This is a genomic window from Phenylobacterium aquaticum (assembly GCF_947378715.1).
In the GTDB taxonomy this organism is placed as follows: Bacteria; Pseudomonadota; Alphaproteobacteria; order Caulobacterales; family Caulobacteraceae; genus Phenylobacterium; species Phenylobacterium aquaticum_A.
This window is the reverse complement of the sequence record NZ_CANCLE010000047.1, coordinates 1-25,646: the sequence shown is the minus strand read 5'-3', so window position 1 is coordinate 25,646 and position 25,646 is coordinate 1. Positions and strand designations below refer to the sequence as shown.

Below are 25,646 nucleotides of genomic sequence, written 5' to 3'. Positions count from 1 at the left end.
AACGGATGCAAAACAAGCTGCCCCAAGCAGCAAGGTCAAAACCCTTCAAGCACGATCAACACCCTGACGCGGGGTGGAGCAGCCCGGTAGCTCGTCAGGCTCATAACCTGAAGGTCACAGGTTCAAATCCTGTCCCCGCACCCAGATATCTCAGCGCCCCAAGGCTCAGGCCCTGGGGCGTTTCGTTGTCCGGAACGCCGCAATCCTCTTGATACGGATGCGTCCAGGGTGGCGTAACGGCGTTCGACTTTTCCGCCACATCCGGAAAAGTTCTGCCCCATCCTGGGCTTAGCGCCCCGGTCCGGGGAGTCTGCGCCTTCATTTACGGCCCAGCTTGGCCCAACCCTGCGCCCCTCACGAAGCGTCTTAAGACGCCAGGTTATCAAGAGGGGAAACTCCCATATGCGCGCCTATCTGTTCTCCGCGGCCATGAGCTTGGCCGCCATCCTGCCGCTCGCGGCCCATGCGGCCGATCAGGACTGGAAAGTCTCCGTCTCGGCCACGGCCTCCGCTCAGACCAATGACAACATCTTCGCGGTCGCCACCAAGCAGACCAGCGACACGGTGCTCGGCTTCTCGCCCCGGGTGGATCTGAGCCATGAGCTGGAGAACGCCAAGATCTCGGCCTATCTGGATGGCGACTTCTCGCGCTACTCGTCCAACTCGACGGAAGACACGGCGGACTACGGCTTCGGCGCCGCCTACCACGCCAAGGCCAATGGCCTGACCGTCGACGCTGACGCCAGCCACGCGCTGAACACCGAAAGCCGCCGCGCCAAGAACGCCCGCCGCGACGCCACCAAGCGCACCGAATTCAAGGTCGACACCTATGGCGGGTCGCTGGGAACCGATGTCGCGGGCGGTACGCTCTCGGGCGGCCTGCGCTACACCAATCTCAACTATCAGAATGTGCGCTCCAAGACGGGCGCGGTGATCCTGCAGGACGACCGCGACCACAAGGTGATGGACGAGCATGTCGCCTATAGCTGGGGTTCGAACACCAGCTATTCGCTGAGCGCCGACTTCACCCAGCTGAACTACGACCTGACCGCACCGGTCGCCCGGCACAACCGCGATTCCAAGGGCTACACCCTGAGCGCCGGCGTTTCCCAGACCTTCTCCAAGACGGTCAACGGTTCGGCCAGCATCGGCTACACCACCCGCAGCTTCGACGAGGTCAAGTTCTCGGACGTGACCGATGTCTCCCTGTCGGCCAATCTGAACTGGACCCCCGACAGCGACACCCAGGTGGGCTTGAGCGCGTCGCGCTCGTTGCAGGAGACCGTGGTTCCCAATTCGCCGGTCTATATCGCCTCCAGCGTCGGCGCGAACCTGTCGCGGCAGGTGACCGACAAGGTCGGGGTGGCGGCCTATGTCAGCTATGAGTGGGACGACCACCAGGGCGTCGATCGCTCGGACAATGTGACGGGCCTGGGCCTCTCGACCTCGATCGCGATCACCAAGGGCCTCGCCGTTTCGGTCGCCTATGACTATTCCAAGGAAGACTCGTCCGGCGCCGTCAAGTCGGCCGGCTACGACAACAACCTGTTCTCCGCCCGTCTGACAGCGAAGTTCTAAATGCGAAGACGCCTCCCAGCCGCAAGGCTGGGAGGCGCTGTTCGTTCAGGTGTTCGGAAGACGCAACATCAAAGAGATGGAGCATTTCTGGATCCGAAAAGTGCGACACACCTTTCGGGAAGTGCTCTAGCGCTGGGCCAGACGCACCTGCTCGAGCTCGGCGACTTGCGGGTCGCCCAACTGGGCCACGGCGGCCTTCACGGTGCCGGACATGCAGCGCGTATAGGCGTCCAGCATCAGGCTCTCGGTGGCGGTCGCCTTGTGGCAGACATTGCGCGCCGCCGACACGATGTCGGAGTGGATCTGGGCGGCCGACTTGCCGGCCAGGGAAATCCGAACCTCTTGAGCGTTCGCGCTCGAGGCCAGGGCGAGAGCGGCGACAGCCGCCAGGGTCACAGTACGCATCATAAGTTTTACTCCCGGAAAGGGGTTGGGGTTCAACCACCTCCCGACGCTCCTCCGGCGGCGGTGCGCATCCGTGTGCGTCCGCTTCGCCTGTCCCCGTTCTGGGGGAGGTCGCCCGCCGGCTCAAGGGCTATGTTGCGGTGCGGTAGGTTTGCGCCGCATTGCAACAATCCCGGGCGATCAGGCCTCCGGGCGCCCATCAACTGATCAACGTTCAGTTAGGTCTGTAGCAGGCCGTCGCAGGCGGCACGGCGATTGCGGGACCGTGAGTCGGGACGGCCGGAATGAAACACTTGCCTTCGGTTCGTCTTTACTTTTGATTAACCTTCGTAAACCGCCGAGGGCAAATGTCGCTTCTGGTACTCGCACTCACCACCGCCTTCTCCGCCCCCAGCGCGCCTGCGCAGACCACTGCGGCGGAGGTCGTTCCGGCCAGCGCCTTCGTGCTTGATTGCCAGATCTCGGGCCAAAGCCTCACCGATTGCCGGGTTGTCGACGCCGACCCGACCACCGACGTCCGCGCCGCCAAGGCTCTGCGCCTGGCCGCCGACATCCAGGTGCCCCAGACTTTGGCCGCGTCCAATCCCGGCCGCATCAAGATCAAGCTGAACGTCAATCCGTGACGACAAGGGACTCGCCCGGCATGGTTCGGGCGGCGTCCATCAGGGCCACATAGGCCAGTCTGAGCGCGCGCGCCGCCACCTCGCTGGCCGGCAGGTCGTGAAGGCCACGCGGGCGGGGCAAGCTGACTTGCACCGTCACCCCATGCTCGGTGAGCACTGAGACCCCCAGGCTCGTGGGGCCGACGGTAATGGAAGGCGGGAGCGAAAGATCCTGCATGGCTTGGTCTCCTTGGCCGATCCCCCTGCGCCGCGATGTGCGACCGAGGCCCCGCCAAGTCCAGCCACGGTTTTATGACTGACCCAGCGGGAACCTTCGGCGTTTGACGATCTGTCGCTGCGCGCGCGGAATAGGGTCGCCTCGCGCCCCGTTTCGCGGCAAATCTCGGCTCATGCCCCTACCGCCTCCGCCTCCCGAAATCGAAGCCATCATCGTCCACCCGCCGCGGCTGCCGCCGCTGGGCGGGGAGGCGGTGTTCGCCGTGCAACAGCTCGACGCCGAGGCGTTGAAGACCGCGCCCCGGCTCGACGCCGCCCTGAAGCGCGCGCCGGGGGTTTCGCTGTTTCGCCGCTCGGGCAGCGACGCGGCCAATCCGACCATCCAGGGTCTGTCCCTGCGCGGGATCGCCCCGTCCGGCGCCGGGCGCGCCCTGGTCACTCTGGACGGCGCACCGGTCAATGACCCGTTCGGCGGCTGGGTGATCTGGTCGGCTCTGCCGCCGGAGGGCTTGGCCAGCGCCACCATCGTGCGCGGCGCCGGGGCAGGGCCCTATGGTGCGGGGGCCCTGACCGGCGTCGTCGCGCTTGAGGAGCGACCGACCGGCGACGGGCTGCGCGCCCTGGACGTGGCCCTGGGGCAGCGGGGCGAGGGCCGCGCGGCCGCCGCCTTCGGAACCCCAGGCCTGTTGATCAGCGCCGCGGCCGAGAGCAGCGACGGCTTTGTCCCGGTGCGGGGCGCCTCACGTGGCGCGGCCGATCGACCGACCAGCCTCGACAGCGTCACGGCGGCGGCGCGACTGCAGGGAACGCTTGCCGGAATAGATGCGGCCGTCCGCCTGGGCGGGTTCCAGGAACGGCGGGGCGCGGGCCTGGCAGGCGCGCGCTCGACCGCCAGCGGCGGCTCGGCGACCCTGTCCTTGGCCCAGGTGGCGGGCGGCGGCGGCTGGCGCATGCAGGCCTGGCTGCGCACCAGCGACCTGGCCAACTCTTCCGTCGCCGTGGCCGCCAAGCGGGTGGCGACCACCCCGGCCAGTGATCAATATTCCACGCCGGCCGTCGGCTGGGGGCTGAATGCCGGCTGGCAGGGGCGGGGCGAGCTGTGGTCCTGGGAGCTTGGGGCCGACGCGCGCTTCGCCGAGGGCAAGGCTGAAGAGCGGTTCCGCTATCAGGGCGGCGCCTTCACCCGCGGCCGCGAGTCCGGGGGCCGGACGGCGGTGGGCGGGATCTATGGCGAAGTCGTGCGTGACAGCGGTGACCTGATCCTGACGGGCGGCGCGCGGGTCGACGCCTGGCGTCAGAGCGACGCCATCCGCCGCGAGCGCGACCTCGCCACTGGGCTCCAGACCCTGAGTTCCAGCGCCGCCGATCAGTCCGGCGTGCTGCCGACCGCGCGGTTCGGCGCGCGGCTGACCCTGAGCGACGCCCTTTGGGTGCGCGGCGCGACCTATGCCGGGTTTCGTGCGCCCACCCTCAACGAACTGCACCGCCCGTTCCGGGTCGGCAATGATGTCACTGAAGCCAATCCCGGCCTGAAGCCCGAGACGCTCTATGGCGTGGAGGCGGGGATGGGCGGCGCGTCGGCCGTGCGCTGGACCGCGACCCTGTTCTTCAACCGCCTGGTCGACCCGATCACCAATGTGACGGTGGGCGTGGGCCCGGCGACCTTCCCGGTGGCGGGGTTCGTCCCCGCCGGCGGCACTCTTCGCCAGCGCCGCAACGCCGGTCAGATCGACGCCTGGGGCCTGGAGGCCGACATGTCCCGCGACTTCGGCGCGGTCTCGCTGCACGGCGCCCTGTCGGCGGCCCATGCCCGGGTGGATGGCGGATCCCAGGCGCCGCAGTTGACCGGCAAACGCCCGGCCCAGACCCCCGAGGTCACCGTCACGGCCGGCGGCGACTGGCGGGTGGGGGAGCGGCTGACCCTGTCGGCCGAGACCCGGTTCGAGAGCGAGCGGTTCGAGGACGACCTGAACAGCCGCAGGCTGGCGCCGGCCGTCAGCCTGGACGCCCGGGCCGCCTGGAGTGTGGGCAAGGGGGCGGAGATCTATCTGGCCGCCGAAAACCTGACCGACGCCCGCATCGAGACCGGCGAGACCGGGGACGGCGTAGAGAGCTTCGCCGCGCCCCAGACCTTCCGGGTGGGATTTTCGCTGAGGCGTTAGAGCAAATCGACGCCGCCGAGCCTCAAGGGAGGGTCGGCGGCGCTTTCGACCCGGACCTATTCGGCCGGCTTGGGGGCCTGGCCGGTGATCAGTTCCACCAACTCGGGACGGATGTTCTCCGTGCCCTTTTCCATCATGTGCTGGACGATGCGGGCGCCGACGGCGGCCTGCATCTGGCCCGTGAACTCGGCCTTGTTCGAGCGCACCCAGTCCATGGAGGTCTGGCGGTTCTCGTTCAGGCCCTGGAACCTGGGCGCCACATAGCGGGCGAACAGCTCGTAGGACTTCTTGGTCGTGGCGAAGTCGGCCCAGTTGTGGGCCATGAACAGGAAGGCGCCGAAGCCGCCGCTTTCGTCCAGCAACTGCTGAATCCGCGCCGCCGCGTCATCGGGCGTGCCGATCACGGCCATGCCGGAATCGATCATCCGGTCGATGGGATCGCCGTCACCCACGGGAATGACCGGCAGATTGGCGATCTCGCTGAAGTAATAGGCCCATTTCTCCAGGCCGAAGCGCACGTCGGCCCGGGCCTGTTCGCGGGTCTCGGCGATGTGCATGGGACCAACCAGCCGCCAGCCAGCGCGATCCATGGTCTTGCCGTACTGTGTGGCCTGGCCCTCGGCGATCGCCCAGTTGGAGGCCAGCGCATTGAAGCCGGCGGTCGAGGTGGCGCCGAGCGAGAGCAGGCTCGCCCCATGCTTGCCCGCCGCGCGCGCGCCGGTGGGCGAGACCTGGCTGGCCACCGCGATCTCGACGCTGGGCCGCGAATAGGGCGTCATCTGGAGGCGGGCTTCTGAGAGCTCGAACCAGTCGGACTTGTGGGTGACGACCTCGCCATTGAGCAGCTTGACCAGGACGTCGAGCGCCTCGTCCATGCGGTCGCGCTGCTTGGAGGCCGGAATGCCCATCATGAAGGCGTCGGAGACCAGGGCGCCGGGGCCCACCCCGAACATCACCCGGCCGCGGGTCATGTGGTCCAGCTGGTTGATGCGATCGGCCAGCATCAGCGGGTGGTGATAGGGCAGGGACGAGACCCCGGTGCCGAGCCGGATGTGCTTGGTGCGCTCGGCGGCGGCGGCGATGAACACTTCGGGGCTGGCGATCAGCTCATAGGCGCCGGAGTGGTGCTCGCCGATCCAGGCCTCTTCATAACCCAGCTTGTCCAGCCACTCGACCAGCTCGAGATCGCGGTGAATGGCGAGCGTCGGGTTCTCGTCGATGGGATGGAAGGGCGCGATGAAGGCGCCAAAACGCAGTTTAGTCCCGGGCACACTGGCCTCCCCTGATCTTGTTGACCGCAACTTAGCGCTGATAACCCAGGGCTGGCTAGCCCCGCATACCGTGTGTTCGAAGGTCCAGCGCCTGGCGGGTTTGGATATCGGAGAGACTCCTACGCCGCCTCACGCCACGTCATTCCAAGCCTTTGGAAATCGATCGGTTCGTGTCACGAACGCCAATCATCGCCGCGACGTCCGGGGACCTGGAACCGCTTGAACTACCGACACGCCTTCCACGCCGGGAACTTCGCCGATCTGGTGAAGCATGCGGCCCTGCTGGATCTGCTCGCCCGGCTGATGGCCGATCCGGCGCCCCTGACCGTGATCGACACCCACGCCGGGCGCGGGCTCTATGATCTTGGCGGTGCGGAGGCCCAGCGCTCCGGCGAAGCGGCGGCCGGGATCGGGCGGTTGATGCAGGCCCAGGACCTGCCGGCCGATTTGGCGCCTTTGCGCGCGGCGGTGAGCCAGCTGAACGGGGGCGGCGTGACCCGCCGCTATCCGGGATCACCCTGGCTGATCGCGGAGGCTTTGCGAGCCGGCGACAGTTATCTGGCCTGCGAACTGCGCGACGAGGAGCACAAGGCCTTGCAGGCCGCCCTCAAGGGGAGGGCTGGCGTCCGCGCGGTCTGCGCCGACGGCTACAGGGCCGCCGCCGAGCAGGTTCCGGCCCGGGGCCGCGCCCTGATCCTGATCGATCCGCCCTTCGAGCGGGCCGACGACTACGAGCAGATCATCGAGACCCTGGCGGCTGTCGCCCGCCGCAATCGCGAGGCCGTGGTGCTGGTCTGGACGCCGCTCAAGGACCTGGAGACCTTCGACAGCTTCCTGCGCGAGGCGGAGGAGGCGGGCGCCGGGACCCTGACCGTCGCCGAGGCCCGGATGCGCCCGCTCGCTGACCCCTTGAAGATGAACGGCTGCGCCCTGGTGCTGGCCAAGGCCCCGCCCGGCGTCGAACCGGCCCTGGAGCGCATCTGCGGCTGGATCACCGCCACCTTGGGCGAAAACGGGCAGGCGCGGGTTTGGTCGGCGGGGTAACGTCTTTTTGCAGTTGCGAAGGCCGGGGCTGTGTTATGTTGCATCGCACAATTCCCCCTGACCGGAGGCGTCCGCGATGACCAGTCCGCTTGAGAAATCCCTTGATCCGGCCGATGCGGCCAAGGCCCTGGCCCTGCCCATCGGCGCGGCCTCACCCCTGTGGCTGATGTTCGCCGGCGCGGCCTCGGCCGGGGTCGCCTATTGGTGGCTCAGCCGCTGGCGGACGGTGACCAATCTTGAGGCCGTGCTGACGGCGCCGGCCGAACCGCAAACGCCGATCGCCCTGGAAGCCGCCTTGATCGAGGCGGTGGCCGAGCCGGTTGTCGAGGTCGCGCCTGAGCCGGTGATCGAGCCCGCGGTCGAGGCGGTCGCCGAAGCCATCGCCGAACCCGTGATCGAGCCCGTGCTCGAAACAGCCGCCGAGCCTGAAGCCGTGGCGGAACCCGTGCCCGAACCCGAGCCCGGTTTGGACGTCGCGCCCGTCGAGGTGGCCATGGAAGCGCCAGCGGTCGCGCCGATAGCCAAGCCCAAGGCCGCGTCGGCCAAGGCGTCATCGGCGCCGCGCACGGCGGCCCCGTCGGCCAGGACGAAGGCGACCAAGACCAGGTCGGCGAAGTCCACCAAACCGTAGCCTCTGGAGCGCCCGTGCATTACGTCTGATCCCGCCGCGTCGCGCGGCGGGAGGATGTTTTGCTGAAGCGGGCCTTGGACATTACCGGATCGGCCCTCGGCCTGGCGGTGTTGTCGCCGTTGTTGTTGGCCCTGGCGGTGGCTGTACGCCTGGAATCCCCCGGACCTGCCCTGCATTGGTCGCGACGGGTCGGGCGCGACAACCTCATCTTCAAGATGCCGAAATTCCGCAGCATGCGGCTGGGCGCGCCCAATGTGGCCACCCATCTGCTGGCGGAGCCAGAGAACTGGATCACCCCGCTTGGCCGGTTCCTGCGCCGGTCCAGCCTGGACGAACTGCCTCAGTTGTGGAGCGTTCTGGTCGGAGACATGAGCCTGGTCGGGCCAAGGCCCGCCCTGTTCAATCAGGATGATCTGGTGCGGCTGCGCACGGAGGCGGGGGTGCATCGCCTGCGCCCAGGCCTTACCGGCTGGGCGCAGATCAACGGCCGCGATGAGTTGCCGATCCCCGACAAGGCGCGGCTGGACGCCGAATATCTGGCGCAAAGCTCGCTGCTCATGGACCTGGGAATTATTCTGCGGACTGCACGCATGGCCCTGAGCGGACGCGGCGTGCGCCACTAGGCCAGAGCATTTCTCGAAACGTGTGAGGCACTTTTCGGGTCAAGAAATGCTCTAATTTTTTGACTTAGAGCTCTTCTGTTCCCGTCTCGTTGACCCAACCAGACCGGGAAGGGCTCTAGGCGGCCTGGGTCGCAGCGACGGGGTTCGTGGCCGGGGCATAGCCAACCTTGGCCTGCAGGAAGGTCGCACCGCGATCATCCAGCCGGACAGCGGTCAGGATGCCCGTGGCATAGACACCCGTATCGACCCCGATCCGCGCCTTGGTCATCTGGGGCTCTTCCATCGGCGTGTGGCCGTGAACAATGATCTTTTCGAACCGACCCGGCGAAGACAGGAATTCCTGACGGATCCACATCAGGTCATGGGCGGACTGGTGCGCGAGCGAGACGCCGGGACGAACGCCCGCGTGCACGAAGGCGTAGTCGCCAACCACAGCCATCAGTTCGAGCTCGTTATAGAAAGCCAGGTGATCGCGCGGCATGGCCTTGGCCAGGGCTTGCGACGCCACGGCCCAGGCCTCGGGATCCGTGCGGCCGGTCGGCGGCGTCACGCCATAGGAGGCCAAGGTGGTGATGCCGCCATATTCGGCCCAGGTTGAGCCAAATTCCGGCTCATCCAGGAATTGGAGTAGCGCTTCCTCGTGGTTGCCCTTCAGGGCGCGGACCTCAAGGGAGGCTTCCTTCCCAAGCGCGATGATCAGGCTGACCACCTCTTTGGAGGCGGGGCCACGGTCGACATAGTCCCCTAGAAAGATCAGCAAGGGGCGCGCCGCAGGCGCTGTCGCGCGCGCATCCTGCACGATCGTCCGCAGCAGCACCTCGAGGGCGTCGATCCGCCCGTGCACATCGCCAATCGCATAGATCAGCCGACCCTCGGTGGTCGGGGCGGTCGGCGCGGCCTTGGTGCGTTTAAAGAAGGAGAACACGAACGAGCCTCGAATGTGCGGTGCAACATTAGCGCCGACGGTCTTAGTCAACAATGCCCCACCTTCGATGAACGCCCGCTTTATTGGCAGTTGGACGTTCGATGGAGGCGGAACGCCCTGACCCTGCTCTGCGTTGCATCACATCGGCCGTGTCAGGGAGAGAAAAGTCCCGAGCGCGCTGCAAGCGCCCTGCCAACCGGAGGTGGGCGTCCCCTCGGCGCACCCGTGCGGGCGCGTCCCATGCCTAGCCCGCGCGGAGACCGCCGCTTGTCGTCAGAACCGCTTCTATCGCGCGCCCGGTTGGTCCGGGTTGGCCGAAGCGCCGCCGTGCGCCTCTGTAACCTCTGGCCGGGCCAGGCGCGGGCCGACCGAATTCTGACCTGGACGGCGGGCTGCCTCGCGGCAGTGGTCGCCCTGGCGCTGCTGGGCTTGGCTCTGGTCGACTGGAATCTTGCACGGGGGCCCATTGGCGGCTTCGCCTCCGCACGGCTTCACCGCACCGTCGTGCTCGACGGCCCCCTGCGGGTTCATCTCTGGTCGCTGAAGCCCTGGGCGACCGCCGAGAACATCCGGATCGGCGACCCGGCCTGGGCCGGACCTGATCAGACCGCCACCGTCCAGCGCCTGACCGTCCAGATCGAGCTCCTGTCCCTGCTGCGGGGCCAGATCGTGCTGCTGCGGCTGGAGGCGGACCAGCCGGTCATCCGCCTGCGTCGGGACGCCCTGGGCCGGGCGACCTGGGATTTCTCCGGCGGCGTCGCGCCGAAGCGCCCGTTCCGCATGCCGCCCATCCGCCATTTCCAGATCAGCGACGGGCGGCTCCAGATCGTCGACGCGGCGCGCCACCTCCGGTTCGACGGCGCGATCTCGGCCGCCGAGCGGCCTGGCGAGCCGAACCGCCGGTTTGAGATGGCCGGCGATGGGCGATTGAACGGCGAACCCTTTCACCTGGCGCTCACCGGTGGCCCGCTGCTCAATGTCAGCGCCGATCATCCCTATCCCTTCGAGGCCCATGTCCGCGCCGGCGCGACCCAGGTGGACGCCCTGGGCGTCGTGCCAAAGCCCTTCGACATGGCCCGCTTCAGCCTGGACCTGTCGGCGCAGGGTCCGGACCTGGCCGATCTCTATGACCTGACCCGGGTCGCCCTGCCCAATACGCCGCCCTATCGGCTGACCGGCCATCTGGAGCGCCGGGATCGGCTCTATGCGATCACGGGCTTGGCGGGACGGGTGGGCGACAGCGATCTGGCGGGCCAGTTGTCGGTGGAGACCGGTCGGGCGCGACCGCTGCTGAAGGCCGACCTGGTGTCCCGCAGCCTCGACTTCGACGACCTCGCCACCCTGTTCGGCGGCGCGCCGGCCCGGGGGCGGGGCGAGACGGTGTCGGCCGCCCAGGCGGCGGTCGGGCGTCGCATGGCGGCCGAGCGGCGGCTCCTGCCCGACACCACGCTGAATGTGGAGAAGATTCGCTCCCTGGACGCCGAGGTGACGTTCCGCGCCGACAGCATCCATGCGCCGAACCTGCCCCTGCGCAGCGGCGCAGTGCGGATCGGGCTGGATCGCGGCCTCCTGAATGTCGACCCCCTCAGCCTGCAGCTGGCCCAGGGCCGGGTGGCGGGCAGCGCCCAGCTCGACGCCCGGGGCGCCGTCCCGGTGACCACGGTCGATCTGCGGCTGACCGGTGCGCGTCTTGAACAGTTGATCCCCATCCAGGGCAGGCCCTTGACCGGCGCCGTGCTGAGCCGGGTGCGGCTGAGCGGGGAGGGCGATTCCGTCCACCGCGCCGCCGCCCACGCCCATGGCGAAATCCTGGTGGTCAGTCCGGGCGGCGAGATCCGGGAGGCCTTCGCCGAACTGCTGGGCGTCAATGTCACCAGGGGGCTGGGGCTGTTGTGGTCCAAGGATCAGGGCGTGGTTCCGATCCGCTGCGCGGTGGCCGACTTCAGGGCGGTGAACGGCCAGCTGAGCGCCAACCAGATCGTCTTCGACACCGGGCCGGTCCTGGCGACCGGATCAGGCCGCATCGACCTCGATCGCGAGCGGATTGACTTTCGGATCCAGGGCCGCTCCAAGCAGCCGCGGCTGGTCCGGGCCCTGGCGCCGATCACCGTGCGTGGCTCGATTCTCTCGCCCAAGATCGGGGTCGAGACCGGCAAGGTCGTGGCCCAGGGCGGGATATCTGTGCTGCTGGCCGCCGTCGCCACCCCCCTGGCGGCCGTTCTGCCCTTCCTGGACCCAGGCCTGGCCAAGGACGCCGCCTGTGGCGCCCTGATCGCCGAAGCCCAGGGGCGGGGCGCCCCGGTCCGATAGGCGGGCGTCCGCCCGCCGGCGATTGACGCCCGGGCGGGGGCCGCGCCAATGTCGCAACCTCAAGACCGCCAGATTCCCCAGGAGCCAAGACCATGACCCTATCCGCCCGCAAGCGTCCCATTGGCCTGGTTGTCGGCGTGGTGCTGGCCGTGACGGCGAGCAGCGGCGTGGCCCTGGCGGCGGTGGACGCGGGCAAGGTGATCGCCAGCCGGATCGACGGCTTCAAGAAGATGGGCTCGGCCTTCAAGACCCTCAATGACGGGCTCAAGGCTGACGCGCCCGACGCCAAGATGCTGGCGGCCCAGGCCAAGACGGTCAGCCAGGTCGCCCATCAGGTCCACAAGTGGTTCCCGGCCGGCTCCGGCCCGGAGAGCGGCCAGAAGACCCGCGCCAAGGCCGAGATCTGGTCCGACAGCGCCGGCTTCGCCACCGCCGTGCACAATCTCGAGGTCGAGTCGGCCAAGCTGGAGACCGTCGCCAAGGGCGGCGACATCGAGGCGATCAAGGCCCAGGCCAAGGCCACGGGCGGCGCATGCGGCGGCTGCCACACCAAGTTCCGCGGTCCGGAACAGCACTGACCCCCAAGCCTTAGACGGACCGCAAGACCATGAGCACCACGGAACCGACCGCCTCGACGCGGCTCTGGGATGGCCCCACGCGGCTGTTCCACTGGTCGATGGCGATCCTGATCGTCGTCGCCTGGCTGACGGCGGGAAAGCAGATGGAGGTCCATCGGCTGTCCGGCTATGCGGTGATCGGGCTCTTGGTGTTCCGGCTGTGGTGGGGTGTTGCGGGCGGGTCGACCGCCCGTTTCGCCAGCTTTCTCAAGGGGCCAGGCGCGACCGTCGCCTATCTGAAGACCCTGAGGTCACGCGAGCCGGGGGAGACCGCCGGTCACAACCCGCTGGGCGCCTGGAGCGTGGTGGCCATGCTGGTGGTGATGGCGGTGCAGGCCGGGCTGGGCCTGTTCGCCGTGGATATTGACGGGATCGAGTCCGGACCGTTCTCCGACCTCGTCGACTTCGACACGGGGCGAGCCTTCGCCGAGGGCCACGAGCTGAGCTTTCGGGCGCTGCAGGGCCTGATCGGCCTGCACCTGCTGGCCATCGCCTACTACCGGTTCTGGAAGGGCGAGAACCTGGTCGGCGCCATGGTCACCGGTCGGCGGGTGTTCGCCACGGCGGTCGAACCCCTGAAGGCCGCGCCGCTCTGGCGGCTGGTCGTGGGGGCGGTGGTCGCCGCCGCCTTCGCCTATGCGGTCGCCAAGGGCTTCCACTTCAAGTTCAAATAGGGCGGATCGCGGCGACGCTGACGTCGCCGCGTCTGGTCTCAGCCCGCCGCGCCGCGCAGGCAGTTCAGCCAGGCGTCCTCACGGGCCTTCTCGGCGTCGCGCAGAGCGGCCTCGGCGTCGCGGACGGCGGCGTCGTGCTTGCGCCATTCCAGCACCGCGCCCTCGCGGGCGGCGCGGGCGCCTTCCAGGGTCTCGAAACGGGCGAGGATGGCGCGCACCGAATAGTTCACCGGCGGGCCGACGCTCTCGCGGTCGGGATAGACGCCGGTGATGGAGTCGGCGGATTCCTTCTCGATCAGGAAGACATCAGCCCAGCCGGCGTGGTGGCGCATCAGGGCCCAGGGTCGTGCAGTCCCGTCGGTCATAGAAAGCTCCTCGAATCCGCATCAGCGGCAGCGGGGCGAACCTAGCGCGGGACGCGTCCGGCTCCAACGGTTCCGCGCGCGATTCAGCGCGGGACTCGCGTCGGCGTGAAAGGCGTGACGCTGCGTTCCTGGTCCTGGGCCACCCCGACCCTGGGGCAGGCGTCGCGCAGGGCGCACAGGTCACAGGCCGGATCGAAGTGGGTGCAGATCGACTGGCCATGCGGCTTCATCAGCCAATGCAGCTCGAACAGGTCCTCGGAGGACCAGTCGGCCGGAACCATGGCGCTGAGGCTGGCCTGGGCCTCCAGCGCGTCGCCATTGCGCGCCGTCAGGCCCAGGCGGCGCGCCACCCGGTGCGTGTGGGTGTCGACCACCAGGGCGCGACCGGCCAGGGTCGAGAAGTTCAGGGTCGCCGCCGCCACCTTGACCCCCACGCCTGGCAGGCGGGTCAGCCAGGCCATGGCCTCGTCGGCCGGCATCTCGCCCAGGAAGTCGAGGCTCATCTCGCCGGCCTGGATCAGGATCACCCGGATCAGGGTCGGCAATTGCCGCGCCTTCTGCTCGGAGAAGGTCACCGGATCAATCATCGGCGCGATCTGCCAGGGCTCGGCGCAGGCCAGCGCCTTCCAGTCCGGATAGGCGGCGCGCAACCGCACGAAGGCTGACCAGGTCACCTCGTCATAGGTGCGCACCGACAGCATGGCCTTGATCAACTCGGACACCGGATCCAGCCGCTGGCCGGGTTTCTGGGGACCGAACACCTCGCGCAGGCGCTCGCGTACGGGGGGCAGGTCGGAGGGAAAGGCCAATCGGGTCTGCATCTGGCCACGCTAGAACAAAAGTAGAACATTTGTAAATCCCCCTTCGCTGCCTTACCCAGGGGGCAACAGGGGAGAGACGTCATGCCGCCGGTGTCGGTTTCGGACTATCGCGAGCTGGCGCGCCGACGGCTGCCGCCGATGTTCTTCGAATATATCGACGGCGGCTCCTATGCCGAGGTGACGTTGAAGCGGAACGTCGAGGACCTGGAGGCCATTGCGCTCCGCCAACGGGTCATGCGCGACATGACCAGCATCAACACCTCGGTCCAGGCGGTCGGCCAGACGCTCGCCATGCCGCTGGGCCTGTCGCCGGTGGGCATGGCTGGCATGTACGCCCGGCGCGGCGAGACCCAGGCGGCGCGGGCCGCCGCCCAGGCCGGCATCCCCTTCTGCCTCTCCACCGTCGGGGTCTGTTCGGTGGAGGAAGTGGCGGCCACCGGGACCGCCCCTTGGTTCCAGCTCTATATGCTGAAGGATCGCGGCTATATGCGGTCGTTGTTGGAGCGGGCCAAGGCGGCGGGCTGTCCGGTGCTGGTCTTCACCGTCGACCTGCCGCTGCCGGGGTCACGTTATCGCGATGTACGCTCCGGCTTCACCGGGGCGACCGGCCTGTCGGGCGCGCTCAACACCGGCTGGCAGGGGGCGACGCACCTGGAGTGGTTCTGGGACGTCTATGTGAACGGCCAGCCGCACACGCTCGGCAATGTCCAGGACGCGGTGCAGGGCGGGCGGCGGGTCAATGACTTCCTCAGCTGGATCGCCCGCAACTTCGACCGTTCGGTCACCTGGGCCGACCTCGATTTCGTCCGCGAGATCTGGGACGGGCCGATCATCATCAAGGGGGTTCTGGATCCCGAGGACGCCCGCGACGCCGTCAAGGCCGGCGCGCAAGGGCTGATCGTCTCCAACCACGGCGGCCGCCAGCTGGACGGGGTGAAATCCTCGATCGCCGCCCTGCCGAGGATCGCTGACGCCGTCGGCGATGACCTGGAAGTGTTCCTGGACGGCGGGGTCCGCTCGGGCCTGGACGTGCTCAAGGCCCTGGCCCTGGGGGCGCGGGCCTGCTTCGTCGGCCGTCCCTGGGCCTACGCCCTGGGCGCCGGGGGCGAGAAAATGATCTCCAGGATGCTGGGCACGCTGAAGAATGAGCTGGTCACGGCGATGATCCTGACCGGCTGTAACGACGTGCGGCGGGCCGACAAGGCCCTGCTGGACGCCGGGTTGTAGAAAAACTTTTCAAATCCGCAGCTTCAGACCCATCGACAAGGGTCGATCTTGCCGCTAATGGCGCGCTCCGACGGGCTTATGACGGCCGGGTTTTCGGCCGCGTTTCGGCGTGCCTGATTTCCGCGCCGAGGCCATAGTGAACGAGACGAAGCGAGGGACGTGGATGGGTGCTCCGGAACGGCAAGGTCTGTACGACCCGCGCAACGAGCATGACGCGTGCGGCGTGGGGTTTGTGGCCAATATCAAGGGCCGCAAATCGCATGAGGTCGTGGCCTGCGGTCTGGAGATCCTGATCAATCTCGACCATCGCGGCGCGGTCGGCGCGGACCCCCTGGTGGGCGACGGCGCGGGGATTCTGATTCAGATTCCCGACGCCCTGCTGCGCGACTGGGCCGGCAAGACCGGCGTCGATCTGCCCGAGCCCGGCCACTATGCCGTGGCCATGTGCTTCCTGCCGCAGGACGAGGCGACCCGCAGCGTCGCCATCCAGCAGTTCGAGCACTTCCTGAAGGTCGAGGGTCAGCGCTTCATCGCCTGGCGCGACGTGCCGGTGAATACCGAAGGCCTCGGGGCCGCCGTCCTGGCCGAGATGCCGGTGATCCGCCAGGCCATCGTCGGCCGTGGTCCCAACATCAAGGATCAGGACCACTTCGAGCGGAAGCTGCTGACGATCCGCAAGCAGCTGCAGAATCCGCTGGCCGAGCTGGCCATCAAGAAGAACCTGCCGGGCCTGACCCAGCTCTATCTGCCGTCCTTCTCGACCCGGACGGTGGTCTATAAGGGCCTGCTGCTCGCCGATCAGGTGGGGACCTTCTACGAGGACCTCATCAACCCGATCACGGAATCGGCCCTGGCCCTGGTCCACCAGCGGTTCTCGACCAACACCTTCCCGTCCTGGAAGCTGGCCCACCCCTATCGGTTCATCGCGCACAACGGCGAGATCAACACCGTGCGTGGCAATGTGAACTGGATGAACGCGCGTCGGCGCACCTTGGAGAGCGATCTCCTCGGCCCCGACCTCAACAAGATGTGGCCGCTGATCCCGCATGGCCAGTCGGACACCGCTTGCCTGGACAATGCGCTGGAGCTCTTGCTGGCCGGCGGCTATCCCCTGGCCCACGCCGTGATGATGCTGATCCCGGAAGCCTGGGCCGGCAATCCGCTGATGGATCCCAAGCGCAAGGCTTTCTACGAATACCACGCCGCCCTGATGGAGCCGTGGGACGGCCCCGCCGCCGTGGCCTTCACCGATGGCCGCCAGATCGGCGCGACCCTCGACCGCAACGGCCTGCGTCCGGCCCGCTTCGTCATCACCGACCAGGACCATGTGATCATGGCCTCGGAGGTCGGCGTGCTGACCGTTCCGGAGGAGCGGGTGGTGCGCAAGTGGCGGCTGCAGCCGGGCAAGATGCTGCTCATCGACATGGAAGAGGGCCGCATCATCGAGGACGAGGAGATCAAGCGCTCCCTGTCCGAGGCCGAGCCCTATGAGGAGTGGCTGGCCAACACCCAGTTCAAGCTCGAGGACCTGGCCAATGTGACCGGCGACGTGCCGCCGGCCTCCAACGATCCCGCCGTCCTGCTCGATCGCCAGCAGGCCTTTGGCTACACCCAGGAGGACCTGCAGTTCTTCCTCGAGCCCATGGGCCAGCAGGGCGAGGACCCGATTGGCTCGATGGGCGGCGACGTGCCGATCGCCGTGCTCTCCAAGCGGCCCAAGCTGCTCTACGACTATTTCAAGCAGAACTTCGCCCAGGTCACCAACCCGCCGATCGATCCGATCCGGGAAGAGCTGGTCATGAGCCTGGTCTCGATGATTGGCCCGCGTCCGAACCTGCTGGGCCGTCAGGCCGGCGCCCACAAGCGCCTGGAAGTCTCCCAGCCGATCCTCACCAATGAGGACCTGGCCAAGATCCGCTCGATCAATGAGCTGCTCGACGGCGCCTTCCGCACAGCCACGCTGGACGCCACCTGGGCGGCGGCCGAGGGGCCGGCCGGCCTGGAGTGGGCGCTGGATCATCTCTGCCGCCAGGCCACCGACGCGGTGCTGGCCGACATGAACATCCTGATCCTGTCGGATCGGGAGGCCTCGCCGGACCGCATCCCGATCCCGGCGGCTCTGGCCACCGCGGCCGTGCACCACCACCTGATCCGCCAGGGCCTGCGCATGCAGACCGGCCTGGTCATCGAGACCGGCGAAGCGCGCGAAGTGCATCACTTCTGCGTCCTGGCCGGCTATGGCGCCGAGGCCGTGAACCCCTATCTGGCCTTCGAGACCCTGGAAGCGCTGCGGGCCAACAATGGCTGGACCCAGTCGGCCTATGAGGTTCGCAAGAACTACATCAAGGCGGTCGGCAAGGGCGTGCTGAAGGTCATGTCCAAGATGGGCATCTCGACCTACCAGTCCTATTGCGGCGCCCAGATCTTTGACGGGGTCGGCCTGTCGTCGGAACTGATCGAGCAGTATTTCACCGGCACCGCGACCACCATCGAGGGCATCGGCCTGCACCAGGTGGCCGAGGAATGCGTGCGCCGGCATCGCGACGCCTATGGCGACAATCCGATCTACGCCAACATGCTGGACGTCGGCGGCGCCTATGCCTTCCGCCTGCGCGGCGAGGCCCATGCCTGGACGCCTGAGACGGTCGGCCGCCTGCAGCACGCCGTGCGCGGCAACCTGCCCGACGAGTACAAGGCCTTCGCCGCCGGCATCAATGAACAGTCCGAGCGCCTGCTGACCATCCGTGGCCTGATGCGCTTCAAGCCGGCCGAGACCGCCGTGCCGCTGGCCGAGGTCGAACCGGCCAGCGAGATCGTCAAGCGCTTCGCCACCGGGGCCATGAGCTTTGGCTCGATCAGCCGCGAGGCTCACACCAACCTGGCCATCGCCATGAACCGGATCGGCGGCAAGTCGAACACCGGGGAGGGCGGGGAAGAGTCCGACCGCTTCAAGCCTCTGCCCAACGGCGATTCCATGCGCTCGGCCATCAAGCAGGTGGCGTCCGGCCGCTTTGGGGTGACCGCCGAGTACCTGGTCAACGCCGACGACATCCAGATCAAGATGGCCCAGGGCGCCAAGCCCGGCGAGGGCGGCCAGCTGCCCGGCCACAAGGTCGACGCCAATATCGCCCGCGTCCGTCACTCGACGCCGGGCGTGGGCCTGATCAGCCCGCCGCCGCACCACGACATCTATTCGATCGAGGATCTGGCCCAGCTGATCCACGACCTGAAGAACGTCAATCCCCGCGCCCGCATCTCCGTGAAGCTGGTGTCGGAGGTGGGCGTGGGCACGGTCGCCGCCGGCGTCGCCAAGGCGCGCGCCGACCATGTGACCATCTCCGGCTTCGAGGGCGGCACCGGCGCCTCGCCGCTCACCTCGCTGACCCATGCCGGCTCGCCCTGGGAGATCGGCCTGGCCGAGACCCAGCAGACCCTGCTGCTCAACGGCCTGCGCACCCGCATCGCGGTCCAGGCCGACGGTGGCCTGCGCACCGGTCGTGACGTGGCCGTCGCCGCCCTGCTGGGGGCCGACGAGTTCGGCTTCGCCACCGCCCCGCTGATCGCGTCCGGCTGCATCATGATGCGCAAGTGCCACCTGAACACGTGCCCGGTGGGGGTGGCGACCCAGGACCCGGTGCTGCGCGCGCGCTTCACCGGCCAGCCCGAGCACGTGATCAACTACTTCTTCTTCGTCGCCGAGGAACTGCGCGAGATCATGGCCCAGCTGGGCTTCCGCACGGTCGCCGAGATGACCGGCCGGGTGGACCGTCTCGACATGCAGCCGGCCATCGATCACTGGAAGGCGGGCGGCGTCGATCTGTCGAGGATCCTGTACGCGGTGCCGGTCAATGACCCGGACGCCCTGCGCAACCACGAGCACCAGAACCACGGCCTGGAAAAGGCGCTCGACAACCAGCTGATCGCCGACGCTACGGACGCGATCGCCGGCAAGGGTCCGATGCGCAGCGAATACGCCATCAAGAACGTCAACCGCACGGTGGGCGCCATGCTGTCCGGCGAGGTGGCTCGCGCCCACGGCCATGCCGGTTTGCCCGAGGACACCATCTCCCTGACCTTCAAGGGCCAGGCGGGCCAGAGCTTCGGCGCCTTCGCGGCCCGTGGCGTCTCGCTCGAACTGATCGGCGACGGCAACGACTATGTCGGCAAGGGCCTTTCGGGCGGCCGGGTGGTGGTGCGCCAGCCTCCGGAGGCCAATCGCGATCCGACCGAGAACATCATCGTCGGCAATACGGTGCTCTATGGCGCCATCGCCGGCGAGGCCTATTTCGAGGGCGTGGCTGGCGAACGCTTCGCCGTGCGCAATTCCGGCGCCCTGACGGTGGTCGAGGGCCTGGGCGACCACGGCTGCGAATATATGACCGGCGGCGTGGTGGTGGTGCTGGGCGACACGGGCCGCAATTTCGCGGCCGGCATGTCGGGCGGCGTCGCCTATGTCTACGATCCGAAGGGCAAGTTCGCGCCCCTGTGCAACACCGCCATGGTCGACCTGGAGAAGATCCAGCCGGCCGAGGCGGCCAACACCGAGGACGAGAGCGACCATCCGGTCCGTCGCTCGCCCTCAGTGGACAACGCCGGTATGGGCGATCCCCTGCGGTTCGACGCCGAGCGGCTGAAGATCCTGGTGGAGCGGCACCTGCTGCACACCGGCAGCGCGCGGGCCAAGATGATCCTGGACAGCTGGGACGTCTCGCTCGGCCAGTTCGTGAAGGTGATGCCGAAGGACTATCGGCGCGCCCTCATCGACATGGCCGCCGCGCGCAAGGCGGCCGCCGCCGTCGCCGCCGAATAAGCATTTCAGGAACGGAGTATCGTCATGGGCAAGCCCACTGGCTTCCTGGAAATCGAACGGCAGGACCGCGGCTACGACAAGCCGGCGGAACGCCTGAAGACCTGGAAGGAATTCGTCCACCCGCTGCCGGCTGAGGCCATCAACAAGCAGGCGGCCCGCTGCATGGATTGCGGGATTCCGTTCTGCCACAATGGCTGTCCGGTCAATAACCAGATCCCCGACTTCAACAATCTGGTCTATCGCGAGCAGTGGAAGACGGCGCTGGAGAACCTCCAGTCGACCAACAACTTCCCGGAGTTCACCGGCCGCATCTGCCCCGCGCCCTGCGAGGCGGCCTGCACGCTGAACATCATCGACACCCCGGTGACCATCAAGACGATTGAGTGCCAGATCGTCGACAAGGGCTGGGAAGAGGGCTGGATCACGCCGCAGATGTCGCCGCGCGGCACCGGCAAGCGGGTCGCGGTGGTGGGCTCCGGCCCCGCCGGCCTGGCCTGCGCCCAGCAGCTGGCCCGCGCAGGCCACGCCCCCTCGGTGTTCGAGAAGAACGACCGGATCGGCGGGCTGATGCGCTACGGCATTCCCGACTTCAAGATGGAAAAGCATCTGATCGACCGCCGCGTCGCCCAGATGGAGGCTGAGGGCGTGATCTTCCGCACCAATATGGAGATCGGCGTCACGGTCTCGGTGCAGCGCCTGCTCGACGACTATGACGTGCTGGTGATGGCCGGCGGGGCCGAGAACCCGCGCGACCTGGAGATCGAAGGCCGCGCGCTGGACGGCATCCATTTCGCCATGGACTTCCTGACCCAGCAGAACAAGCGCAACGCCGGCGACGACGAGGCACGCGCCGCACCGTCCGGCACGCTGTCGGCCAAGGGCAAGCATGTGGTGGTGATCGGCGGCGGCGACACCGGCTCCGACTGCATCGGCACCTCGAACCGCCACGGCGCGCTCTCGGTCACCCAGCTGGAGATCATGCCCCAGCCGCCGGTGCTCGAGAACAAGTCGATGACCTGGCCGGATTGGCCGCTGCGCCTGCGCACCTCGTCCAGCCAGGAGGAGGGCTGCGAGCGCGACTTCGCCGTCGCCACCAAGCGGGCGATCGGCAAGGACGGCAAGATCGTGGCGCTGGAATGCGTGCGTCTGGAATGGGTCGCCGGTCCTGACGGTCGCCAGACCATGCAGGAAATCGCCGGCAGCGAATTCACCCTGCAGGCCGACATGGTGCTGCTGGCCATGGGCTTCCTGGGTCCGCGCCACAACGCCTTCACCGAACAGGCCGAGGTGGAGTTCGATGCCCGCAGCGCGGTCAAGGCGCCGGTCACCGACTATAAGACCTCAACGCCGAACATCTTCGCCTGCGGCGACATGCGGCGCGGCCAGTCCCTGGTGGTCTGGGCGATCCGTGAGGGCCGCCAATGCGCCCAGGCGGTGGACGCCTATCTGATGGGCGTGTCCAAGCTGCCGCGCTGATAGACCCTGAGCTGCTTCCCGGTCTGGACCAGACGCCAGGCCGGGTCGGTCGGCTTGGCGCCGCCTTCGACGATCGCCGTGCGGTAGGGCGCCAGGGTCGCGGCGTCCAGACCCGCGCCGGGAGCCGTCATGATCAGGTGCGGCCGCGCGGCGAAAGCCAGGAACAGGCTGGCGCCCGCATTGGGATCATCCGTGAACACGGCGACAGGGCCCGGGATCGGCGCGATCAGGCGCTGCGCCGTCTTGGCCTCGGCGACCAGATCGTCGCGATCGATCGCGATGCTGCTCCACCAGGCCTGATCCAGGCCCACGGACAGGATCCCCAGCACGGCGAAATAGGCCTGCCATACCGCCAGAGTCCGCGCCCTGACCAGGGTCAGGACGATGAGGCCCAGGGTGGCCATGCTCGCCAGGGCGAAGAACGGAAAGCGCGTGATCTCCGGCCAGGGCGGGGAGTTGGGGATGAAGAAGGCCGAGACCGCCGTGCCGTCCCAGGGCAGCAGCGCCACCCCTGACTTGAGCGCCACCGCCAACCCGGCCAGGCCGGCCAGCACCACTCCAGCCGACAGGACATGGCGGTCCGGCCAAGCCTCGGCCTCACGCACATAGGGCCAGGCGGTCAGCCACAAAAGCGGTGTGAAGAACTCGAAATAGCGGCCCCAGAGCCGAAAGGATTCCGAGACGGCGACGCCGGAAATCTTCGCTGCGAACATCGCGACCATCACCAGGGTCGCCCCGAAAGCCAGCAGGGTCAGCAGGAAGGCGAGGTCCTGGCCCCTCAGCTGGAAGCGGCCGGCCTCCGCTCCCCAGCGGTAGCCCAGGCGGTCGAGGCCGAGGATGATCGGAACCCCGGCCAGCAGCAGGCTCGCGGCGCCCATGGTGAAGAACGCCACCTGGCCGATATGGCCGGCGTCCTGACCATCCGCGCCGCCCAGGATCGTCGAATAGAAGCCGTTGCCGAAGAACAGCAGGCTCTTGGGCCCACCGTGACCCGCCAGCGCCTGCAAGCCGTGGCCGACCAGCAGGAAGACCGCCGCGAACAGCGCGATCCGGCCCACGCCCACCAACAGCCGACGTTGGGCGTCCAGGGCGGCGTCGACCACCACAAGGCCGACGAACCCAGCGGCGACCGCGACGCCATGCGGCTTGATCAACACCAAGACCGCGGTCAGGGCGCCCAGGCTGGCGGCGTGCAGCCAGGGGCGCGGGCGGTAGAAGCGGGCGGTCAGACAGATGATCAGGCCCAGCAACCCGACATACCAACCCTCCGGCAGGGCGCTGAACACGAAGCGATAATAGGGAAAGATCAGCGCCAGCAGCAGCACGCCGGCGGCGTCGGCCTCCGGCAGGTAGGGCCGGACGCCGCGCCAGACCAGGATGAGCCCGCCAATATAGGCGCCGCCGCCCAATAGCCGCAGGGTGTCCAGACCGGGGCCAGGCAGGGCGTAGACCAGCCGCACGATCCAGAAGAACACCGTGTTGTCCACGTCGGGAAGCGTCGGATAGAGGCTTGGGTCGGCTTTCAGCCCGGCGCTGAACAGCGCGCGGATCAGATAGGCGCCCTCGTCGCCGGCATAGAGCGGCAGGGTCAGGAAGGCGCGTGGCAGGTGCAGGCCGACCATGATGGCGACCAACAGCAGGCCGGCGGCCACCCCCGGCGCGCGCCACGGCGAGCCAAGCTGATTCTGCGGATTTCGCGACATGGGCGCATTCTGATCGCCGCGCGCTGGGGTGGCTAGAGCCGCGACGGACCGGGCGCGGAATCGTTCTAGGCTCGCCCCATGAAACGGCTGGTCTTCGATCTCGACGGCACCCTCGCCCTGGATGACCCCGACCGGTCCTATGCCGAGCGGGCGCCCAACCTCGCCCTGATCGCCCAATTGCGGGCCTATCGCGAGCAGGGCTTCGAGATCGTCATCTGCTCGGCCCGCAACATGCGCACCTATGGCGGCCAGATCGGCAAGATCAACGCCAACACCCTGCCGGTCATCCTTGACTGGCTGGCCCGCCACGACGTGCCCTATGACGAGATCCATGTCGGCAAGCCCTGGTGCGGGACCGAGGGCTTCTACGTCGACGACAAGGCCGTCCGGCCCAGCGAGTTCGTCGCCCTGACCCTGGACGAGATCCGCGCCCTGCTGGCGCGGGAGGCCTGAGCCCGTGGCGACCGTCCGACTGATCATGTCCGGGGCGGTGGTCGGCCAGGAACTGGCGGCCGAGTTCGGCCCCTTGCCGCCCAGCCTGCTGCCCGTCGGGGTGCAGCGGCTCTATGACCTGCAACTCCTGGCGCTGGCGGGCGGTGCGCCGTTCCACCTGGTGCTGCCGGAAACCTATGACATCTCCGATCATGACCTCGCCCGCCTGGCCGAGCTGGGGGTCGAGATCGTGCCGACGCCCGAGGGCCTCAGGCTGGGCGAGGCGGTGGTCTACGCCCTCAACTCGATCGGCGCGGGGGATGAGCCTGTCCACATCCTGCATGGCGACACCTTGATCGCCTCTCCGCCGCTGGATCAGGCCGACCTGATCGCCGGCGGCGCGCGGACCCATGAATACGCCTGGGCCGAGATGGAGGTGGGCGCCGACGGCCGGATCCGCCGGCTGGTCAACACTCCCGCCGGCGAGGATGGCCATGAGGGCTGGCCGGTGGCGGCGGGCTATTTCGCCTTCGCCTCGGGCCTGGATCTGCTGCGCTCGCTCACCCGCATGCGCGGCGACTTCATCGAGGGCGTGAACCACTATCTGGAAGGCCACGCGGTCCGTCTGGTCCCAGCCGAGGGCTGGCTCGACTTCGGCCACCTGCAGACCTTCTTTCAGTCGCGGCTGGCGGTGACCACAGCCCGGGCCTTCAACACTGTGCGCATCGATGGCCTGACCGCGCGCAAATCCAGCGCCGACAGCGCCAAGATCTGGGCCGAGACCCATTGGCTGCAGGAGGCGCCGCCGGCCGTGCAGGTCTATTGCGGCCGCTTGCTGGGCTTTGGCGGGGAGGGCGGACAGGTCTTTTACGAGACCGAGTACGAGTTCCTGCCGGTGCTGTCGGAGCTGTTCGTGCACGGCGCGGTAGGCCGAAAGCCCTGGCTGCGCATCCTGGCCTCCTGCGAGGATTTCCTGCGCGCCTGCGCGGCCGAGCGCGGGCCCGGGCGGGGGGATGCAGCGCTGAAGGCGCTGGCCGCCGACAAGACCCTGGCGCGGCTGGAGCGGTTCGCCCGCGAGACCGGCTTCCCGATCGACCGGCCGATCAGCCTGGATGGCGCGGCCCAGCCGTCCCTGGTCCAGATCGCCGAGCGCCTGGTCCCGGCCTATGACCTGGCCTCGGGCCGCGCCGACAGCGTGATGCATGGCGACTTCTGCTTTTCCAACATCCTCTATGATTCACGGGTCCGGCGGATCAAGGCCATCGACCCTCGCGGCCTGGTGGGCGAGAAGCCGACCATCTATGGCGACCTGCGCTACGACCTCGCCAAGCTCGCCCACTCGGCGGTGGGCCGCTACGACCAGATCATCGCCGGCCGCTATGACTGCCAGTTCGAGGGCCACGACTACCGCCTGGCGTTCGAGCCCATCGCCTGCCAGCCCTGGCTGGAGGCGGCCCTGGGCGACCTGGAGGTCGACGGCGTCGGCGGGCTGTCGGCGTCGGTGCGAGCCCTGAACGTCAGCCTGTTCCTGTCGATGCTGCCCCTGCACGCCGACCGACCGGACCGGCAACGGGCCTTCGTCGCCAACGCCCTGCGACTCTGGCGGGACCTGGACCAGGCATGATCGTCATTCCCATGGCCGGCCGCTCCCAGCGGTTCTTTGACGCCGGCTACACCCTCCCGAAGTTCATGCTGCCGCTCGGCGGCGAGAGCGTCTTCGCCCATGCGGTCGG

The 25,646-nt window shown here is 68.1% G+C and carries 21 protein-coding genes and 1 tRNA gene; 15 read left to right on the top strand and 7 right to left on the bottom strand.

Annotation, left to right across the window (positions count from 1 at the left end; all coding sequences use genetic code 11):
- Positions 1–67 precede the first annotated feature (67 nt).
- Both Q7P21_RS08445 and Q7P21_RS08440 read left to right on the top strand, forming a co-directional pair.
- Positions 68–144: transfer RNA gene (locus Q7P21_RS08445), tRNA-Met, on the top strand.
- A gap of 258 nt (positions 145–402) precedes the next feature.
- Positions 403–1,578, top strand: coding sequence for an outer membrane beta-barrel protein (locus Q7P21_RS08440; RefSeq protein ID WP_304176644.1), 1,176 nt, complete (start codon positions 403–405; stop codon positions 1,576–1,578).
- Positions 1,579–1,704: 126 nt separating this feature from the next.
- Here the strand turns inward: Q7P21_RS08440 and Q7P21_RS08435 are convergent, their stop codons facing one another.
- Positions 1,705–1,986, bottom strand: a complete 282-nt coding sequence (locus Q7P21_RS08435; protein WP_304167920.1) for a hypothetical protein — start codon at positions 1,984–1,986, stop codon at positions 1,705–1,707.
- 344 nt (positions 1,987–2,330) lie between these two features.
- Between Q7P21_RS08435 and Q7P21_RS08430 the strand changes: the two genes are divergently transcribed.
- Positions 2,331–2,606 carry a hypothetical protein gene (locus Q7P21_RS08430; protein WP_304167923.1) on the top strand — a complete coding sequence of 92 codons (276 nt, stop codon included), beginning with the start codon at positions 2,331–2,333 and terminating at the stop codon, positions 2,604–2,606.
- On the opposite strand, the gene Q7P21_RS08425 is transcribed toward Q7P21_RS08430, so the two are convergent.
- Positions 2,596–2,823, bottom strand: a complete 228-nt coding sequence (locus Q7P21_RS08425) for a hypothetical protein (protein ID WP_304167926.1) — start codon at positions 2,821–2,823, stop codon at positions 2,596–2,598. The genes Q7P21_RS08430 and Q7P21_RS08425 overlap by 11 nt on opposite strands.
- A 172-nt stretch (positions 2,824–2,995) precedes the next feature.
- Here Q7P21_RS08425 and Q7P21_RS08420 point away from each other — a divergent pair, with 172 nt between their 5' ends.
- Positions 2,996–4,984, top strand: coding sequence for a TonB-dependent receptor (locus Q7P21_RS08420; protein WP_304176641.1), 1,989 nt, complete (start codon positions 2,996–2,998; stop codon positions 4,982–4,984).
- Between the two features lie 56 nt (positions 4,985–5,040).
- Here Q7P21_RS08420 and Q7P21_RS08415 read toward each other — a convergent pair whose 3' ends face one another.
- A complete protein-coding gene (locus Q7P21_RS08415; RefSeq protein ID WP_304167930.1) occupies positions 5,041–6,255 on the bottom strand; it encodes an LLM class flavin-dependent oxidoreductase in 1,215 nt (404 codons plus the stop codon).
- Between the two features lie 219 nt (positions 6,256–6,474).
- Between Q7P21_RS08415 and rlmJ the strand changes: the two genes are divergently transcribed.
- The 3 genes from rlmJ to Q7P21_RS08400 all read left to right on the top strand — a co-directional run bounded on the left by rlmJ (position 6,475) and on the right by Q7P21_RS08400 (position 8,553).
- A complete protein-coding gene (gene rlmJ, locus Q7P21_RS08410; protein WP_304176638.1) occupies positions 6,475–7,299 on the top strand; it encodes a 23S rRNA (adenine(2030)-N(6))-methyltransferase RlmJ in 825 nt (274 codons plus the stop codon).
- 76 nt (positions 7,300–7,375) lie between these two features.
- On the top strand, positions 7,376–7,930 hold the full coding sequence (locus Q7P21_RS08405; protein ID WP_304167936.1) for a hypothetical protein: 555 nt from the start codon (positions 7,376–7,378) through the stop codon (positions 7,928–7,930).
- Between the two features lie 62 nt (positions 7,931–7,992).
- A complete protein-coding gene (locus Q7P21_RS08400) occupies positions 7,993–8,553 on the top strand; it encodes a sugar transferase (RefSeq protein WP_304167959.1) in 561 nt (186 codons plus the stop codon).
- 115 nt (positions 8,554–8,668) lie between these two features.
- On the opposite strand, the gene Q7P21_RS08395 is transcribed toward Q7P21_RS08400, so the two are convergent.
- The gene (locus Q7P21_RS08395) at positions 8,669–9,478 is read right to left on the bottom strand and encodes a metallophosphoesterase family protein (protein ID WP_304167938.1); all 810 of its coding nucleotides are present in this window, start codon (positions 9,476–9,478) and stop codon (positions 8,669–8,671) included.
- Positions 9,479–9,805: 327 nt separating this feature from the next.
- On the opposite strand from Q7P21_RS08395, the gene Q7P21_RS08390 reads away from it, so the two are divergent.
- From Q7P21_RS08390 to Q7P21_RS08380, 3 genes are all read left to right on the top strand, one after another.
- The gene (locus Q7P21_RS08390) at positions 9,806–11,788 is read left to right on the top strand and encodes an AsmA family protein (RefSeq protein WP_304176637.1); all 1,983 of its coding nucleotides are present in this window, start codon (positions 9,806–9,808) and stop codon (positions 11,786–11,788) included.
- 92 nt (positions 11,789–11,880) lie between these two features.
- Positions 11,881–12,366, top strand: a complete 486-nt coding sequence (locus tag Q7P21_RS08385) for a cytochrome c (RefSeq protein WP_304167941.1) — start codon at positions 11,881–11,883, stop codon at positions 12,364–12,366.
- A 29-nt stretch (positions 12,367–12,395) separates the two neighbouring features.
- Positions 12,396–13,079, top strand: a complete 684-nt coding sequence (locus Q7P21_RS08380) for a cytochrome b/b6 domain-containing protein (RefSeq protein WP_304176634.1) — start codon at positions 12,396–12,398, stop codon at positions 13,077–13,079.
- A 38-nt stretch (positions 13,080–13,117) separates the two neighbouring features.
- On the opposite strand, the gene Q7P21_RS08375 is transcribed toward Q7P21_RS08380, so the two are convergent.
- Positions 13,118–13,444, bottom strand: coding sequence for a hypothetical protein (locus Q7P21_RS08375; RefSeq protein ID WP_304167947.1), 327 nt, complete (start codon positions 13,442–13,444; stop codon positions 13,118–13,120).
- 83 nt (positions 13,445–13,527) lie between these two features.
- Positions 13,528–14,265 carry an endonuclease III gene (nth, locus tag Q7P21_RS08370; RefSeq protein WP_304167950.1) on the bottom strand — a complete coding sequence of 246 codons (738 nt, stop codon included), beginning with the start codon at positions 14,263–14,265 and terminating at the stop codon, positions 13,528–13,530.
- A gap of 81 nt (positions 14,266–14,346) precedes the next feature.
- Here nth and Q7P21_RS08365 point away from each other — a divergent pair, with 81 nt between their 5' ends.
- From Q7P21_RS08365 to Q7P21_RS08355, 3 genes are all read left to right on the top strand, one after another.
- Positions 14,347–15,492: an L-lactate dehydrogenase gene (locus Q7P21_RS08365; RefSeq protein WP_304167952.1), complete on the top strand. Its 1,146-nt coding sequence runs from the start codon at positions 14,347–14,349 to the stop codon at positions 15,490–15,492.
- A 163-nt stretch (positions 15,493–15,655) separates the two neighbouring features.
- The gene (gltB, locus tag Q7P21_RS08360) at positions 15,656–20,302 is read left to right on the top strand and encodes a glutamate synthase large subunit (RefSeq protein WP_304176631.1); all 4,647 of its coding nucleotides are present in this window, start codon (positions 15,656–15,658) and stop codon (positions 20,300–20,302) included.
- Between the two features lie 24 nt (positions 20,303–20,326).
- A complete protein-coding gene (locus tag Q7P21_RS08355) occupies positions 20,327–21,778 on the top strand; it encodes a glutamate synthase subunit beta (RefSeq protein ID WP_304176628.1) in 1,452 nt (483 codons plus the stop codon).
- Here Q7P21_RS08355 and Q7P21_RS08350 read toward each other — a convergent pair.
- A complete protein-coding gene (locus Q7P21_RS08350; protein WP_304176625.1) occupies positions 21,745–23,481 on the bottom strand; it encodes a hypothetical protein in 1,737 nt (578 codons plus the stop codon). The two genes, Q7P21_RS08355 and Q7P21_RS08350, sit on opposite strands and share 34 nt — an antisense overlap.
- Before the next feature lie 78 nt (positions 23,482–23,559).
- Here Q7P21_RS08350 and Q7P21_RS08345 point away from each other — a divergent pair, with 78 nt between their 5' ends.
- Both Q7P21_RS08345 and Q7P21_RS08340 read left to right on the top strand, forming a co-directional pair.
- Positions 23,560–23,934: an HAD hydrolase family protein gene (locus Q7P21_RS08345; RefSeq protein WP_304171802.1), complete on the top strand. Its 375-nt coding sequence runs from the start codon at positions 23,560–23,562 to the stop codon at positions 23,932–23,934.
- Positions 23,935–23,938: 4 nt separating this feature from the next.
- Positions 23,939–25,537 carry a hypothetical protein gene (locus Q7P21_RS08340; RefSeq protein ID WP_304176622.1) on the top strand — a complete coding sequence of 533 codons (1,599 nt, stop codon included), beginning with the start codon at positions 23,939–23,941 and terminating at the stop codon, positions 25,535–25,537.
- Positions 25,538–25,646: the final 109 nt, after the last annotated feature.